General features: G+C 57.9%; 15 protein-coding genes. 7 read left to right on the forward strand and 8 right to left on the reverse strand.

The window, feature by feature from the left end; all coding sequences use genetic code 11:
- Nucleotides 1–240 precede the first annotated feature (240 nt).
- On the forward strand, nt 241–1,071 hold the full coding sequence (locus XI03_RS21260; RefSeq protein ID WP_271593200.1) for a branched-chain amino acid ABC transporter substrate-binding protein: 831 nt from the start codon (nt 241–243) through the stop codon (nt 1,069–1,071).
- Between the two features lie 590 nt (nt 1,072–1,661).
- Entirely contained in the window at nt 1,662–2,693 is a 1,032-nt protein-coding gene (locus XI03_RS21265; RefSeq protein WP_271593201.1) for an LLM class flavin-dependent oxidoreductase, read from the forward strand.
- Nucleotides 2,694–2,696: 3 nt separating this feature from the next.
- Here XI03_RS21265 and XI03_RS21270 read toward each other — a convergent pair whose 3' ends face one another.
- Together XI03_RS21270 and XI03_RS21275 are read right to left on the reverse strand one after the other, a co-directional pair.
- Nucleotides 2,697–3,053, reverse strand: a complete 357-nt coding sequence (locus XI03_RS21270; RefSeq protein WP_271593202.1) for a hypothetical protein — start codon at nt 3,051–3,053, stop codon at nt 2,697–2,699.
- A 144-nt stretch (nt 3,054–3,197) separates the two neighbouring features.
- On the reverse strand, nt 3,198–3,350 hold the full coding sequence (locus tag XI03_RS21275) for a hypothetical protein (RefSeq protein ID WP_271593203.1): 153 nt from the start codon (nt 3,348–3,350) through the stop codon (nt 3,198–3,200).
- A gap of 1,244 nt (nt 3,351–4,594) precedes the next feature.
- Here XI03_RS21275 and XI03_RS21280 point away from each other — a divergent pair.
- From XI03_RS21280 to XI03_RS21290, 3 genes are all read left to right on the forward strand, one after another.
- Nucleotides 4,595–4,972, forward strand: a complete 378-nt coding sequence (locus tag XI03_RS21280) for a NolY (RefSeq protein ID WP_271593204.1) — start codon at nt 4,595–4,597, stop codon at nt 4,970–4,972.
- A 1,043-nt stretch (nt 4,973–6,015) separates the two neighbouring features.
- Nucleotides 6,016–6,261 (forward strand): hypothetical protein, encoded by a 246-nt coding sequence (locus XI03_RS21285; RefSeq protein WP_271593205.1) that lies wholly within the window; start codon nt 6,016–6,018, stop codon nt 6,259–6,261.
- 488 nt (nt 6,262–6,749) lie between these two features.
- Nucleotides 6,750–7,475: an outer membrane protein gene (locus XI03_RS21290; RefSeq protein WP_271593206.1), complete on the forward strand. Its 726-nt coding sequence runs from the start codon at nt 6,750–6,752 to the stop codon at nt 7,473–7,475.
- A 339-nt stretch (nt 7,476–7,814) separates the two neighbouring features.
- Here the strand turns inward: XI03_RS21290 and XI03_RS21295 are convergent, their stop codons facing one another.
- The 4 genes from XI03_RS21295 to XI03_RS21310 form a co-directional block, all read right to left on the reverse strand.
- Nucleotides 7,815–8,543 carry a LuxR family transcriptional regulator gene (locus tag XI03_RS21295; RefSeq protein WP_271593207.1) on the reverse strand — a complete coding sequence of 243 codons (729 nt, stop codon included), beginning with the start codon at nt 8,541–8,543 and terminating at the stop codon, nt 7,815–7,817.
- A complete protein-coding gene (locus XI03_RS21300) occupies nt 8,527–8,856 on the reverse strand; it encodes a hypothetical protein (RefSeq protein WP_271593208.1) in 330 nt (109 codons plus the stop codon). Before XI03_RS21300 ends, XI03_RS21295 begins: the two co-directional genes overlap by 17 nt.
- 1,185 nt (nt 8,857–10,041) lie before the next feature.
- Nucleotides 10,042–10,245 carry a hypothetical protein gene (locus XI03_RS21305; RefSeq protein WP_271593209.1) on the reverse strand — a complete coding sequence of 68 codons (204 nt, stop codon included), beginning with the start codon at nt 10,243–10,245 and terminating at the stop codon, nt 10,042–10,044.
- A gap of 47 nt (nt 10,246–10,292) precedes the next feature.
- The gene (locus XI03_RS21310) at nt 10,293–10,520 is read right to left on the reverse strand and encodes a hypothetical protein (RefSeq protein WP_271593210.1); all 228 of its coding nucleotides are present in this window, start codon (nt 10,518–10,520) and stop codon (nt 10,293–10,295) included.
- A 294-nt stretch (nt 10,521–10,814) separates the two neighbouring features.
- Here XI03_RS21310 and hemN point away from each other — a divergent pair, with 294 nt between their 5' ends.
- Complete coding sequence (hemN, locus tag XI03_RS21315; protein ID WP_271593211.1) at nt 10,815–12,152, forward strand: oxygen-independent coproporphyrinogen III oxidase; 1,338 nt, start codon at nt 10,815–10,817, stop codon at nt 12,150–12,152.
- Nucleotides 12,153–12,558: 406 nt separating this feature from the next.
- Here hemN and XI03_RS21320 read toward each other — a convergent pair whose 3' ends face one another.
- Both XI03_RS21320 and XI03_RS21325 read right to left on the reverse strand, forming a co-directional pair.
- On the reverse strand, nt 12,559–13,077 hold the full coding sequence (locus XI03_RS21320) for a hypothetical protein (protein WP_271593212.1): 519 nt from the start codon (nt 13,075–13,077) through the stop codon (nt 12,559–12,561).
- Nucleotides 13,078–13,533: 456 nt separating this feature from the next.
- Nucleotides 13,534–13,953: a hypothetical protein gene (locus tag XI03_RS21325; protein WP_271593213.1), complete on the reverse strand. Its 420-nt coding sequence runs from the start codon at nt 13,951–13,953 to the stop codon at nt 13,534–13,536.
- A gap of 543 nt (nt 13,954–14,496) precedes the next feature.
- Here XI03_RS21325 and XI03_RS21330 point away from each other — a divergent pair.
- Nucleotides 14,497–15,840, forward strand: a complete 1,344-nt coding sequence (locus tag XI03_RS21330) for a carbohydrate porin (protein WP_271593214.1) — start codon at nt 14,497–14,499, stop codon at nt 15,838–15,840.
- Nucleotides 15,841–16,033 lie beyond the last annotated feature (193 nt).

A 16,033-nucleotide genomic window follows, 5' to 3' on the forward strand; every position in this document is an offset into this window, starting at 1 on the left:
CAAATTGTAGGTTCTACCGTGGTCGCAATCTGGCCGACCTAACGCACGCTTCGTTTGACAGGCGGCCTCGACCTACAGGCTTGCCTGATCACAGCTGCTGGCGTGTCGCTTCAAGTGAGCATTGGGAGCTCAACAATGTTGAATAGGCGTTACGCTTCTGCTGCGAGTGCAGGGCTTCTCTTCTGCGCCATCGCCTCGGCTGCGAGGGGCTCCGAGGTCAATATCGCCGTGGCTGGGCCAATGAGCGGAAGCAGCGCTGCTTTCGGCTTGCAAATGCGCGATGGTGCGGCTGCGCCGCTCGTCGCGTTGAACGCTTCCGGCCTACTTCCCGATACCAGGATGATGTTGAGTGTCGCCGACGACCCCTGCGACCCGAGCCAAGCTGTCGCAGTCGCGAATAAGCTCACAACAGAGCGGGTCCGGTTGGTCATTGGCCATTTTTGTTCCTCTTCGTCGATCCCGGCCTCCGACATTTATGCCGACGCAGGCATCCTTCAGGTGTCACCTAGCTCAGCAAATCCTCAGCTAACAGAGCCCGGTCTTCAGATCGTCTTTCAGATCTGCGGCCGCGACGACCAACATGGCACCGCTGCCGCTGAGTACATTCACAGGAATTACCCCAACGACAAGATCGCAGTCCTCGACGACAAGAGCACCGCGGGCGAGGGTATCGCCGACCGGGTTGAGGCACAGCTTGAGAGGTTCGGTCAACAAGTGATTCGGGAGAGCTACGTAGCCGGCGAAACGGATTTCACAGCGCTCATCTCAAGAATGGAGAAGGATGGGGTGCGCATCGTCTACATCGCCGGCTGTCATACCGAAATCGCTTGTTTGCGCGCCAGCCATCAGAAGCAGGAGCGGTCCAGCCTGTCCGCTGAAGGCAACACGCTTTACGCCTATGCCGCCGTTCAAGCACGGACAGAGGAGATGAACCGGGCCGGCTCCCTCAATGCTGCGCGCGCCGCTAGCGCACTTCGTTCACCGGCGATCGAAGACCGTGATTGGGCCAGTCCGGTTCGATACAACGAAAGACAATGCGGTTCCTGGTTTTCTGGCTTCCCGCTGGCGTGACGGCGGTGGTGAAACTGTCGAGCAGAACTGATTTGCGTCAACACCACCTCTCCAAGCCCAGAGTGACACGGATGATGAGATGCCCTCAGCACGCTGGAGCAGCGATACTCGCAAGCTCGCTCATACTTGCAGCTTTCGTAGCGTTCGTCGCGTTCGTTGCTGCCCTCGCAGAGTTACCCAATGTCGAGCTGAACGACACGTTGCGTCCGATGATAGACAAATAGTCGCCGCGCCGAGCTGATCCGGCTCGCAGGCACAGGATCTCTGAAGCCGCCATCTACAATTGCGCTAGGTTCGGCGGCATGGACGTTTATGCGGTCAAGCGGTTGACAGGACCAGGAAGAGGCTAACACGAAACTGACGATGCTTCTGGTCGAGCACATGCTCTGTGTAGGCGCGCCACCTTCTATTACAGTAACAGCCGGACCGCCATCCACGCATTCTCGTGACCCAATCACGTCGTGCAAGTTCAGATCCAGCCCCCAAAGAGAAACGCCCAAAGCGTCAAATGAGGAATGAGACCTCGTTGAGCGCGACGGCATGAAGCAACCAGGACTCACCACCTGGTCCATCAATCGGAGATCGATCGAGTGAAGAATGGCCTTCCTTCAAGACTAACGTGCGGCATCTTTGACCATTTGGATGACGACGGCCAAGATGCCGCACGACAATATGAAGATCGTCTCAAGCTGGCGGAGGTCTGCGATTCTCTCGGGTTCTACGCTTATCACCTGGCCGAACACCACTGCACACCCCATGGCAGAGGGCCCTCGCCGAACCTGTTTCTATCAAGCCTCGCGCAGCGCACCCGGCGATTGCGCTTTGGTCCGCTCGTCCTGTTGCTCAACCTTTATCACCCGTTGCGCGCATTCGAAGAGATCTGCATGCTTGACCAGTTGAGCGGCGGCAGGCTGGAGCTCGGGGTCGGCCGCGGCTCCCAGCCGATTGAATGGGGCTATTTCGGCATCAGCGCAGAAACCGCTCCAGGCCGTTATACTGAAGCGAGCGAAATCCTGAATATTGCGCTGAAGGGACATACGCTATCTTATCAGGGACACCACTTTGACCTCAGCGAAATACCGTTGACCTTGAGGCCTCATCAACGTCCATATCCGCCGACCTGGATCGCGACCAACCGGGCTGAGTCGGCGCAGTGGGCCGCTGCAAATGGCGCCAATCTGGCGTGCATAGGCCCCGCCTGTGTCGTCCGGAAAGTTACGGATGCCTACCGCTTCCGTTGGGCCCGGAATACAACCGCACACGGCCGCGAGCCATTTCTCGGGCTTACCCGCATGGTCGTGATCGCGAAATCTGACCAGGACGCTCGTGCGGCGGCGAAAACTGCATATGGACGGTGGCTGCAGAGCTTCAAGTTTCTCTATGACGTGAATGCTATTCCGACGCCGCCCGCCCTTCCGCTGACCTTCGATGCAGCACTTGAGAGCGAGTTGTGCGTCGTTGGAACGCCAGCTTCCGTCCGGCAGCTGCTTCTTCATCAAATGGAAGAGGCAGGTGCCAACTACTTGCTTTGCCAGCTTGCATTTGGAAACCTTCCGCTGGCGATTTCTCTGTACACGGCAAGCGCAATCAAAGCTGAAATCATCGATCGCTTTGGCGGATAATGTCTACATTCGGGGCTCATGTGCTTGGGAAGGAGACCCGCGCATGAGGTTGTCCGAATCTGCTTGCGAGTTTGGTTGTTGTGAGCGCTGGGCGCAAAGGCGATCGTCAGCCTCAATGGCAGCGATGTACCATTCATTCCCGCTTCTTCTTTCTTCGGCGGATGAGACTCTGCTTTCAAAAGGGAATTCTTTGTAGTGAGCGCTTTTCAAGCAATGAATTCTGTCGGCAGAAGCGGAACTGGTGGCGGCGCCGGCCACGTCGGCAACGGCAAGATTCTCGGGATCGACGGTGCAAATTTTCGCTGTGGTGGCAACTACATCGAGCAAGGCGCTCGCTATATGCGCCGGCCAAACGGTCAACTTATGACCTTTTGTGTGCTCAATCCTGGCAGGTCATCAACGAATCGGCGGGCTCACCTGAAAGCCTTAAGCTCACTGAACCAAGCCGGTGAGAAGAAGCAAGTTAAGCGCTTGAGATGTAGAATATGAGACCACTCTCGTGCGCTATCCACGAACTTGATGCATGCCATCAACACTTTCGATTTTACCAATTTCAGCCAAATACCCCATAACGCGATCGCCGGTTTCCGGGAAGCACATTTCACGAATCTTGTGTGACAATGGATCCTCTTTGCTTTCAGCATGGTCCCAGACCACTTGAAGCTTCTCGTGGCTGCATCCCCAACGACACCCCTCAATGTTTCAAATCGACGCACGTGCAGCACGAATGCGGTGGGATGGCCGTTCGCAGCGTCGGGCGCCCAATCTATCGCACTGCCGCCTCCGGCCTTCCCATCTTGCTAAAGCTCTCCAAGAAGGCCGGCTCTCACGCAAATTGCTCGGCCAGGGAAAATGCCTGCGCGACATAGAGTTTGGGCAGGGAAACTCCCTCTGCGGCGGTGCGGGATGGACTTGTCGCCCTGACCAAGCAGCGAGGTCGACAATCCGCCGCCACGGCGGCCTGCAAGCAAAGCAATGCAGCCCGCTATGTGACTACCCTAAGTGCAAGACACATATCCTCCAGCCTAAGACGAGTCACTCATGTCGATCCGTGTAATGAGACCAGCCTCGCGATCTTACCCACCCTCTTACCTTGTGATCGCAAATTCGCACTCCGCTCGCGCGCTCAGTCTTCTTCCGCGGGCCGCGCGCACACGTGCTGCCTACAAACTGACGCAACGCCATGTCGTTCTATGCGCCGACTCTCCTCGACGGTATCCAGACGCGGTTTTGCCTTGTCAGCAGTCCCTACATCACCATCGGAACGAATGGTGGCCGTGTGCGATCCACCGGTCCTGGATCTCAGCGCGCGCAGCTTCCAGGAGCCGATCCGCACGTTCAGCGTGCCAGGCATCATCTCCAGTCAAAGGCGGCAAAGAGAAACCGCAGACGTATGTAGCGGATCCTGGTTTTGGGTTGCATTGCATGGGCTGGGGCACCATTCTCAGGTGTGGTGAGGAGTCCGGTTCTGGAGCCGCTAACGGCCCCTCTTCAGCAACAGCTTCATCCAGCGCCAAGCGCTCTGTATGGTGCTGTGCCTGGCGAGCCCTGTGGTCAGATCTGGATCACCATACCACGCCGCAAGCACTCCGGCCGCAGTTCTGGCAGCCCCTTCGCAACTTGCGGCCACTAGCGGCGTCCCCGATGCTGGAGCCGCGCCCATTGCCCCATGTGCGGAACCGTCTCGAAGGTCCAATCAAATGACAGGCCATCTACAACGCTCTTCGCAGCGCCCTACACCATCGATTCCGATCTTCGCTGTCGTTATGAGGCACATGCCCGCCCCTAGGTCTTGCGGGGACCGTGGAGCAGCAGCCATTCATTCTAGCGCCGCGTCTGCCGTCTCGCGAACGAGAAACCACGAACACCGTTACTCAACCTAACCACTTTGGAGCAATACCGTGGAACTTGATCCTTCCAATTCACGCATGCAGGATCTCCAGGATCGCATCGACCTGCAACTCGGCATCGTGGCCGCCCTCATATGCGAACAAGGCAACGAGCTCGAAGCGATCCGACTGCTTAACGCACTCACAGATCAGATGATTACGGCGGAACTGGAGCTCGGCCAGCTCGGCGATACGAGAACCCGTCGCTGTGCCGGCGACCGGCGAGTGGGGCGATTGTCGCGAGATCGTGGCGTTTACTACCCAGAAGACCTACAGGTTTTGGGTCGCCTTCTCGACCAGGCAGTGGCGGCATTACCGGCATCGCTGCGAACTCCCGCTAACCAAATGACGATCGCCAAGCTAATTCTGGCGCGTGCAGCAGCGGAATGAGATTTCGTTGGACTTTTCCTGGGCGGATGACGGCGCCGCTTTTTGAACGTTTATCGCTGGCTGAAAGGCGTGCCACCGGCTGTACTCACCAGGGACCCAAGGCTTGGGTTCCGATGGGCTCACCGCCCCGTAAGTGACGGCGCTTCTGCTGGCTTTTCGCAACTTAATTCGAAGAAAGGCGCGCCCTATTACCTAGCTCGCGCCGGAGATGACACGTTGGTCCAGCTAGACCCTGCTGTTCCTGAAGCACCTGATAGCTATTGTGTCTTATACGACCTGCCGCCCGCTCCGAGGGCTTATAGCGGGGAAGCGTAACCCAACACATGGGTGCGAGACATCGCACGGCTATCCGCGCTTGTGACCGCTCAAATGCGTTTCGGCCCTCGTTGCGGCATTGGCTCCTACAAACCCGCAACGAACGGCCCCACATTCCTCTGCCGCGTGACAATGAATTCGGTAGGGGAGCATTGCAATCGCTGATGCATCTCCTGCCCTGCATCGTGTGACTCACCTGGAGCAAAACCGCACTTAGAGGAGGCCATGCGCAGGGTCGAACAACAGGATGACGGGCCGCGGACTCATGTCAGAAAGCAACGATCAGCGTACACGCCACATCGGCCCAAAAAGGACATCTCAAGCACTATTAAGACTAGAACGCTTCTGGGCTTATAACCGCGAAAGGAGTCGAACGGTCGTCATGTTCGGTTCTAGTCGTGATTGGCATGGCACCGATTCTTCCGATCGCAAGAAGAAGAGCCGCAAATGTTGTCCGATTCCAAGCAACAACAGCACCGTGGCAACGAAGCGCGCGAACGACGCGTACTCATTTCCAGCGTTTCATGATTATTCGAATTTGGCCTGGAATACGAGGTTCGGTCATCGGAAGTTCAACAAACATCTATAACCTTCATTGAAGCGCCGAGAGCAGATCGATACGCACACGGACTGTAGACCGCACATCTTACCTGCTGGGACAAGCCACAAACTCTCGGTTAGCGTTTGGCAAGATGCATTCTTTTATCAGGGCGTCGAGGAGTGTTGAGATGGATCAGTTCTTACCAGAGCAAGTGCAGGTGCCAGATGCTATCGTGAGCGTCGCATTTGATAAGGCTTGGCGATTTGTCGAGAAGGACCCGTTGCTGGCGCACAATCTCAAGACGGTCCTTCATAGCCGGTTGCGAACCGTCCTTGAGTGTTCGATAAGGAACGGCGAACGCAATACCCTAAACTTGGCAAACGAGGCGATACGCAATTTGAGGGCTGAACTGGCGCCGCCAATCGAGCGATAAGCAGTTTGCACCTGTACTGGCAGATGGGTTGGGTTAAGGCTCTTGGGTACTTTGTGCGGCAGGAAAACAACAGGGTCAGAGCGTGGTCGAACTGACCGTCCTCCACTCATGTTCTGCCCCGCTGAAGACGAGCACGTTCGCGACGGCTGCTGTCTGTGAAACTCTTGTGCGAACGACACCCGTAAGCTGGAACTCGAAGCGGGTCGACGACGAGACGGGACAGCCGCCAGCTGGCGCCGGGAAAGGGCATACCGCTTCTCTCCCGATTTTGCGCTCGACACGAGCTTGCGCAACTTCCAAGTGACCACCGTCAGTCCGCAGCATTTCAGTCGAGGCTGCGGATCGCACGGTTGCGCGCTTCACAATCTGACGCGGCGTGCGATTGCACCGATTTCTTTCGAGGGCGTGTTGTGCCGCGGCTACAGCAATTCGCGATCATATTGTTAAACGCACGCCGCCGGGGGATAGCTCAAGGAAACGACACTCGAATGAAGAATTTTCTGATTCTGACCGCAAGCATCGGCGCACTCAGTGCGGCCGCTCCCGCATTCGGCACGGACCTCGCCGGGCAGCCCGTCAAGATCAAGGCATCCCCGCTGCCGGTCGCAGCCCCGATTATCGATTGGTCTGGCCTCTATATCGGTGTGAACGGCGGCTGGGGCACGAGCCACAATTGCTGGGATTTCAATGGCGTCACGGCCGAGGGTTGCCATAATTCAGCTGGCGCCACCATTGGCGGCCAGATTGGCTATCGTTGGCACATCTTCAAAACGGTCTATGGTATCGAAGGCCAGGGCAACTGGGCCGACTTCAGCGGCTCCAATGTCAGCACCGCCTTCCCAGCAAACACCATTGGCACCAAGACAGATGCATTCGGTATGCTCACCGGCCATATCGGCTACGCGTTCGATGCTGTGCTGCTTTACGCCAAGGGCGGTGCTGCGGTGACCAGCAATACCTATCACGTCAACTCAGTGGCTACCGGCACCGAGCTTTCCCAAAGCGATGATGTGCGTTGGGGGGGCGCGCTGGGCGCCGGTGCCGAAGCCAGCATCACGCCGCAGTGGTCAGCTGGCGTCGAGTATGTCCACTTGTTCATGCAGCGCGGCAACGTAAGCTTCCCAACGGCCGTTGGCACCGATCGCGTTCACCAGGACGTCGATCTCATCACGGGACGGCTCAATTACAAGTTTGGTCCGGCGTTTGCCAAATAGTGATCTTCACGCGAATGCGTGAATTAGGAGCCCCGAGCACGTTCGGGGCTCCTTCTTCAGAGGTCCTCTGCCGCGCAGCCCTGCGGTAGTTCGGAAGCACCAGGCTCCGCGCTCGGCTAAGCCCGGGTGACCGGGATGGAGCGAGTTCAACGCTGGCGGACCAGGTCGTTCGATTCCACACATCGTCCAGGGTCCTCGAGTTACACGACTACGGTTGCGCTTGGCGCTTGTCTCGATGACCCTTGCATCTGCGATCTGGTCAAAAAGTGCGATGCTGAACTTGCCAGAATCTGGAAGCAAAAATGGCCCGTCGGTGCTCCTTCCGTTCGACTGATGAATTCAAATGACATCGAGGCGAATAGCCGTAACGATCGCTTGAATCCGGCTGGTCGCATCCAGCTTTCGCATCGCATTCTTCATATGAAAATTGACTGTATTCTCGCTGACGCCCAGGATCTTTCCAATTTCCCATGACGATTTCCCCTCGGCCGCCCACCGCATGCAGCTGAGCTCGCGCTGTGATAGTGAGACTTTTCGGTCGCAATCATTGTTGGAGGGAGGAGCGATCTCGCCATAGGCGGTGTGAAAGAGGCAGGCCAGCGCGTTAAGATGACCGATGCGGTCCTGAGGATCAGCATCGTCGGATGGAGATGCAAACGACACCACAGATATCCGACCCAACGGACCGAACAATGGTACGCTCATACCATGTTTCAGGCCCGCCTCTCTCGCCTCGTCCAGTACCCGTCTCTCGTCTGGTTGAAGTTGGTAGTGGTCGGCGAGTTGATCCCACAAAAACGGCCGCTTGTGCATTGGCGTCCGCCGCACCACCGGATCAATAGTATGGTACTTGCGTTTGAAGTATCGCTCGCACCAGTCTGCCGGCCACTTCACAGCCACAGTCGGGGGTGGATACTCCGCCAGCCGAAGTGGCTCGACGAAGTTGAGAGCGCCGTAAGCAACTTCACTGAATCCTTCTTCGGTAGCACACCTTACAAGGAGCTCGAACAGCGCCTTGAGCGAACGGGTCTGGTTCGCACATTCCGTGAAGCTAAAGAGCCGTTCCATGACCTGAACTCTTGCGTTTGTTCTTTGTGAATTCTGAGCGCTCGCGCGGTGCGTCAGACCGGTCCCTACGTCGTTGCCCCTCCGCCGGATGCGTCGGCTTCATCGTCCCATCAAACAGCGGAAATGCCGCCAACATCCCTGGTCCGAGCTGAACGGCACGCCGCGATCGAGGTGCCGTTGCAGACGCAAGGTACAGGCTGGCCAAATCGGGGATCACCGTGGCCTGATCCGTGTTGATGGCCGTGCCATCGATGCCGACCCAACGCTGAACCGCCTTGCTGATGTCGGCCGTGATAGCAGGTTCGAGAGCCATGGCGACTCAGCTGCCGAAACGAACCAAACAGCACCGGCGGCTACACGCTCGGCTCTGTTCGATGACGAGCAACCGGGGTCCTGTCCGGACGACGATTCGCCTTGTCTAAAGGCCGAACACGAGGACATCCTGGGCACTGAACTCCGCGATACAGGGAAGGCAGAGGATGGCGATGCGCTTGGCGGTGCCGGACTCGACCCGCGGCAGCTCGGTATCCATTCTCTTGCCGACGAAGACAACAGGAGCGTCATGTTTCCTCCCAATCTTGTTTCTTCCCAATCTTGCGAATCGCCATCGCTAACAGTGGGCAGAACTTTCGCCCTATGACGGCGTCCGGGACGCGATCGATGAGCAATACGCAACAGCCGAAGCCGTACTCTTCGCATCATCACCCGGCGTCTCAGCGGGGCCGTCTGGCAGGTCGGGTGCGAATGAATCGAAGGGGCAGAAAATGGCCACGTCGAAGGCGCAACGGGAGATACGCACATTCGCGAGGCTTGCTTGATGCAGAGGACACTTTGCATGCGCATCTCCAGAAGGAGGATCCCGGACGGACTAGCAAGCCTCGTACCAATGTGATTTCGCGAAAATCAACCCTCAGAACATGGGTCTATAGTCGGATAGGTGGTGGTCGCCCGGTAAGCGCGTGAAGCAATCATGACATCGGGAGGAAACGCGACAGGGCCATTTGCGCCAGTGTGAGTTGGTGAGCTGCCTTGGACCCGGCACGGAACGCTGAGCCAAGGCGCCCCGACGCACTTTGCCGGGTGTGAAAGTGCGCCGGGCCCGCCCCAACATCATCAGTACATCCGTGATGATGCTAGCGGCAATGAGACAAGCAGCGTGGCGGAATTTAGGCTCATGCACTTTATACTTGAAATTCAAAAATGTTTTCGTGATCTACTCCAAAGCACTTGAATCGCACGTAGTGTCACGTTGTACGATCGCGCACTTGGCGCTCTTCATCTATCAAGCAACTTATTTCCGGGACACGCCGGCTTCGCAAATGTCCGACTCATGGCGCCTGCGGAGAGGTGCTTGCGCATATCGAAGCTAAGCGGCGACACGCCAGTCGCCTCCCTAGAAACTGCTTTCGTGCGCTTTGATTCTCAATGGATGATACCGGCTGGACGACCCATCGAAGCTTCGAGCAGCTAGACGGCGTCCGCGCCTTAGCCGATCGCCTCAGCCGTGTCCGTAGGAAACGGCTGCGAAACGGCGCTTCACGCTCGCGCACTTCGCCCTGGGATTGCTGCGAGCATGCTCCGCCTTGCGCATCACCTCCCAGATCGTCTGGGCCATTGACTCAATCGTTTGATCCTTCTCGAGCACACGCAAGCGCGGGGCTTCGTCGGCTTCCTGCCTGGCTATGGCCTGGATGTCGCCCATTGAGACCTGTACGCAGTTTGATGGTCAGATCGAGTTCACATTTCTCTTCACCGAGGGCACGCATTGCGGATCAGCTCGGCTTGAGCCTGCTGCGTCTCGGCAAGCTTGGCATTGTTGGACTCCAAGGTTTGACGAAGCTCGGCCGCTCGGGCAGCTTGTGCCATCAGCTCGGCCGCCGCAGCGTCTCGAGCCTTCTTCGCTTTTATCGAGGCGAGCTGGCTCGCTCGGCGAGCTAACCGCCAGGCGACCTGGTCCTCGATCGGCTCGCGCTGCATGGCCTTCCTCCTGGCCCGAGGCTTCGGCCTTGCGGGCAAGCTCGACATCCTTGTCTGCCGATTTTTCCTGAAAGCGTGCCCATACGAAACGTTCATTCTACCCCCAAGCATCGAGATAGTCGCCAATGAGCGGCTCCCACCCCCGCTGTCAGTCCGGGCGCCTAAGCTTCGTTGGCAGTCACATCGAGAGCGGGACCAGATCTCAGGAACAGCTAGGCGCGTTTGACATAACGCAAAGACTCAAGAAAGGGCCTCGGTCACCTTCATGCTGTTTGAGCATGAGAAAGTTAAGCCTTGCAGACCTCGCTCCTGAACAAGTACTGCGATGCTCGCCTGCCTTGGTACACCATCTACCCAACCGTACCGGATTTCTCCGCGATGTTTGGTGCCAAGACTTATGAGTTATGGTTGAGGCGGCTGCCGCCGGACGAACCCGTATCGCTCTACGTCCACGTTCCGTTCTGCCGCTCCATCTGCTGGTATTGCGGCTTCCCTACAAGCCTCGCTCGCAGCGAGCGACCTATCCGCAATTACTTGGCGGCGATGCATGAGGAGATACGCTTGGTCGCAGAGCAAGCGCCGCGCGCTCTGCCGGTGAGCGACCTGCATTTCGGCGGCGGGACGCCGACTACCATTGCGCGAACCGATTTCCTGGCCTTGATGGAGCTCCTGCGCCGCCGCTTCGCGTTCAGCAAATCAGCCACCATCGCTATAGAAATCGACCCGCGTGCATTCACCGCCGGGATGGCCGAGACGTTACGAGAGGTAGGCGTCAACCGCGCGAGCATCGGCGTGCAAAGCTTCGACCCCCTAGTTCAAAGGTCGGTCAACCGCGTCCAGAGCGAGGTGCAGACGGCTTCTGCCGTCGAAAGTCTTCGCCAGCATGGGATAAACCGCATCAATTTCGACCTTCTCTTCGGACTGCCGCGTCAGTCGGTACGGTCCTGCGTGGAGTCCGCGCGAACGGCTCTGGCCATGCGGCCAGACCGGCTTGCGGTTTTTGGCTATTCGCACGTCCCCTCCTATATGAAACGTCAACGCCAGATCGATGAGGCGGCGCTACCGGACAATGTCGCCCGCGCTGAGCAAGCCGAGGCCATTGCAGATACACTGGTCGCGGCCGGCTACCGCCAGATCGGGCTCGACCATTTCGCCCTGCCCCACGACGAGCTCGCGCTGGCGCAAAAAGCCGGTGAGCTTCACCGCAACTCCCTGGGTTATTCGTCTGATACCTGCAAAACCGTGATCGGCTTGGGTCCGTCGGCCATCGGCCGTCTGCGTGACGGTTACGTCCAAAACGAGATCGCAACCGCTTCCTATGACCGACACATTCAGGCCGGTCGTCTGGCAACCTCAAAAGGCTACTGCCTCTCCGCCGAAGATCGCCTCCGCGCCGCGATCATCGAGCGTCTGATGTGCGATTTGCAGGTCGACGTGCCAGAGATCTGTGCTGCTCACGGATTTGATCCCATTCCTCTTCTCGATTCGGCGGACCGCCTGGGAATGCTTGCCGAAGACGGGATAGTGGACATTGAAGAGGGATTCATTCGGGTCAAGCGGGAACACCGGTTTGTCATTCGTGCTGTTGCTGCCGCATTCGACACTTATCTCGACCGTACCCCTATCAACTAAGCGACGCATGTGAGCAGAGCCGAAACACCTAAGCTCTTCGCGAGCGAACGATCCGAAGAGGCGCCTCCGGCAGACAGGCCAGATTTCGAGGATGCAGCGGCGGTGTTATGACACGACCTTCAGATGCAGCCTCAAACCGGCGGGGCTGATTAGAAGGAAGCAGATTTAGAGGAGAAGCGCAGCGGATTCCGCCGTTCAGGGCACGCCTGGATCATGCGAAAAGGGCTCTGCCCACCTCTCTTCGGAGTGCTCTCGAGGATGGTGAGGATCTCAGCGATATGCCGCTGGAAACGCCCGCGGCCGCACAAGCTTCGGTAGGTTACGGCCGGAGCCAGGTTTGGGAAGTTACGGTCCACCTCATCGAGCGCAGTTGGAGACTCGACCACCCCTGCAGCGACCTGAGAACTCAAGGCTCGGCTGTCTTCGATCCTGCGATGACTGGCGCGCCTCCGACGGAAACAGGCCCCTGTGGTTTGGACGGCCCGAGACGTTTCCTGGCGACGCTTGAAGCGGCCCGGGCTGGCGACAAGGGAGGCTCGGAAGCAGCAGAAGGGGTAGGCGTTAAACTCTGCAGCGACTCGATGCGCGAAGTCAGCACGGTGATCTGATCCAGGATTCCGTTGAGGACATCCCGTTGGGCATCGATCCGGCGGTTGAGTTCTGCGATCTCATCGCCAGCTTTCTGCTGTGCCCATTTTATATCGGAAAGGGATGTCCTGCCCTCCGGTGACAAGCTCATTGTTGAAGCGACCTCCCGGGGTTCCGGCGTCTCGACAAACTCTTCAAGCTTAGCCCAAAACCAGGCGCCAGCAGCACACGAGCCGACGACGACAAGCGGGAGCACCAAAACCGGGAGAATCCGTCTTGACGGCCGATGCAAGAGCGGCCGCAAGTCCGAAGCGGCCGCTTGATCATTCAAGTCCATGGTCCCTCGCTCTACATCCCCATTCCAGCAGGCATATTTCGTCGGCGGGACAGCCTGCGATGCTCACGCGCTCCAGGAGCTGCCAGCGTCGACAACAATCAATTTTAGCGACCTTCCCGAGCGGCTACCCTGCTCCTAGGAAACGCTCCTTCTTGAGCAACGCAACGCGACAATTTACGCGCGTTCTCCATGATAGCGTCACCAGCTAGCAATGGTTCTCGTCTTCGTCGGCGATGATGCAGCATTTTCTCATCATTCAGAAGAACCTTGCAGATTTTCTTCCCTTGCCGTTGCACCAATGCACATCGCCCCACTGATTCCTGCAGTGCGTTCGACGGAGCCCGCCTCCGCCTTGCCGAAGCCAGCAACTTCATCCGCGGTGCGCCACGTAAGCGCCACGGCTGATCGGCCGAGCCGCAATGGCCGACTGAACCGGCAAGCATTGCGCCTGGTCAACTACCAATTCCGGCAGTGTTCGAGATGACGGGCACGTGGCAAGCGCGACCAACGATCGCCCACGTCAAGGATTCGGATGCAAGACAGATTTTGCCGCACCAACGGCGAAGACCGAGGCAGCAGCTGCTCGCCGATACCCAGCAAACCTGCTCGATGGCTCATTCCACCGTATTCCTGGGCCATCGCGTTAGACCTTGTGGTAGGGTTGCCGGCGCCACGCAAAAAGGTTCTTCGGCCTTCGAGCCTGGCGATTGTCTCGTCTTTCGTGACAACGATACCAATGAAGCGCTTCGTGAAGCCAAGCCCCTTGCCCGGCGAGCCTTGCTTTCTGTTAGCTGCCGTTTCGTCGAGAAAGCCGCCTTCGATGCAGATGCGCCGCACCGCCAGGATCGCCTGATTCACAGTAAGCAAGGTGGACATTCGCAAATGTCCCGTGCCAGGACAGCGAGGATCCGCGCGCTCGTCGTGAGCATTTTGCCGAGCCAACGCTCGCCGCTGGGTCTCGGCGCGCCGGTGTCATGCACAAGCAACGTTTCGGACCACATCATCATGGCGCTGCGAGCTGAGAGGTTCGGGAAGTCCGAGTGCCTCTCTTCGGGTACATCGAGTTCTGGCTCGTCTCCCTCGCCCTCGGGCGCGAAAACGCAGGGAGCTTACTCCGGATCAACCAGGCCGCGGTTCGATCTATTCATGGCGGACCGGGACCCGAAGTCCGCCATGCGTGATTGCCTTCTCGCGACGAGCTCGCCTCGGACATACTCGGCTGCGGCAGCACTTTCTTCCAATTTTAGACGAAAGGCGGAGCAACGTGGGCTTCTTATCGCACTTTCGCTAGCGGCTTGTCTGGTCGGCAGTTCCGTACTGGCACAAACTGCGAGCCGGCTCGATCCCGGTCGGCACCCTGTGGATCAGGCTAGTAAAAGACGAAGGGCCTCCGATCGAGCCGCAACGCTCCCGATCGACTTGGTCCGTCAGGCAATCCGCCCTCTTGCCCCGGCCACAATAGCAGGTCCCGGTCTGCCTTTCGAACGGCGCGGCAATGCGCACAAGGCTGCTCAGACGAGAACGCAAAAGAGCATCGATGTCTTCGAGCGGTACGACAACCTGCGTGAAAAAGGGTTGTGGTTCCCGATCCCTGGTCCTGCAGATACGATTGATCAGGACAAGGGGGGCGTCAGATCTGCGCTGGCGGACGTCGGCATCGGCTACATCGGCTGGACACACAACACCTTTGCAAACAACCAACTGCCGAATGCAGCCAGAAGCCCTATCGCAAACCAGCTCTATATGGGCCAGAATCCGACCTTCGCGTCGGCGAACTTCATGATCGTCACCTACGACCTGAGCCGGTTCGGCATTGCTGACGGACAGATTGTCGTGGGAGCCGAGCAGCAATATTGGACGTGGGATCGTCCAGGGCCAAATCGAGTGGGAATCAATACGCTTGCCTACTACCAGACTTTTTTCGACAGGACGCTAGAAGTCAAACTCGGCTACCTCAGAAACCAAAATGAATTTACCGCCACATTGTTCGGAGGGACCACAGGATCGAACATGTCTGCCTTGATCCAGGCAGGGATGAGCACCAATGCAGCGCCGACGCCAGCGATCAACTTGAAGCTCAATTTCGACGATCGCTTATACAACAAGGTCTCCGTCCAGCGCTCAATCAGTCCAGATGGTCCCTATGCCCATATAACCGAGAATCCCACCGCCTTGAACTGGAGCACGGCCAATGCAGGCATCCTTCTCGTTGAAGAAGCCGGCTACAAGAGCAAGGCTGCTCCCGGCGTACCCGACACGTGGCTGCGGGCGGGCGTTGGCTTGAACAGTAGCCGTTACACGAATTTGGCCGATCCCAAGCAACAAAGGGAGAGCGGGAATAGTTTTCACTACATCGCGGCGGACAGGCAACTCTGGCAGAGCGACGCCGCTGGGTCGCCGTCTCGCGGCATCTATAGCGGCTTCTCCATCATGGGAGCTCCACCTGAGCTCAACAGGATCAGCCGGTATTACGAGCTTCGTCTTTATGCGAAGGGAGCTTTTGAAAATCGGCCCAGTGATCTGATTGCTCTCGTTGCGACCAACACGGCCTGGAGCAAAGTTGCAGTGGATGCTGCTCTGGCTAAAGGCCAGCTTGCGCACCGCGAGACCACAGCCATCACGGGAACATACATCGCGCATCTCGCTCCGGGGATATATGCAAGTGTCGGACTGTCCTACATTCATAACCCGACAAGCATCACACACACGCCTCAAACGGAACACGCGCTCAATCTATTGGTGTCTACGTTGGTATTCTTCTGATCATCGCAAGCGCGGTTCTGCTCCCAGATCGTCGGGCCGCATGGGACCGGACTTCGCGATCTCCTTGAAGGGATCGGCCGCATCTGCGCTAGACGTTCGGAGGAAGCAAGTTACGTGGGCAACGACCCGATTTTCGGAAGGCAATTTCCAGATTGTCTCGCCATGAGCAGACAGCAGGTTCACAAGTTACGCA

The organism is Bradyrhizobium sp. CCBAU 65884, assembly GCF_028128835.1.
Lineage (GTDB): Bacteria > Pseudomonadota > Alphaproteobacteria > Rhizobiales > Xanthobacteraceae > Bradyrhizobium > Bradyrhizobium ottawaense.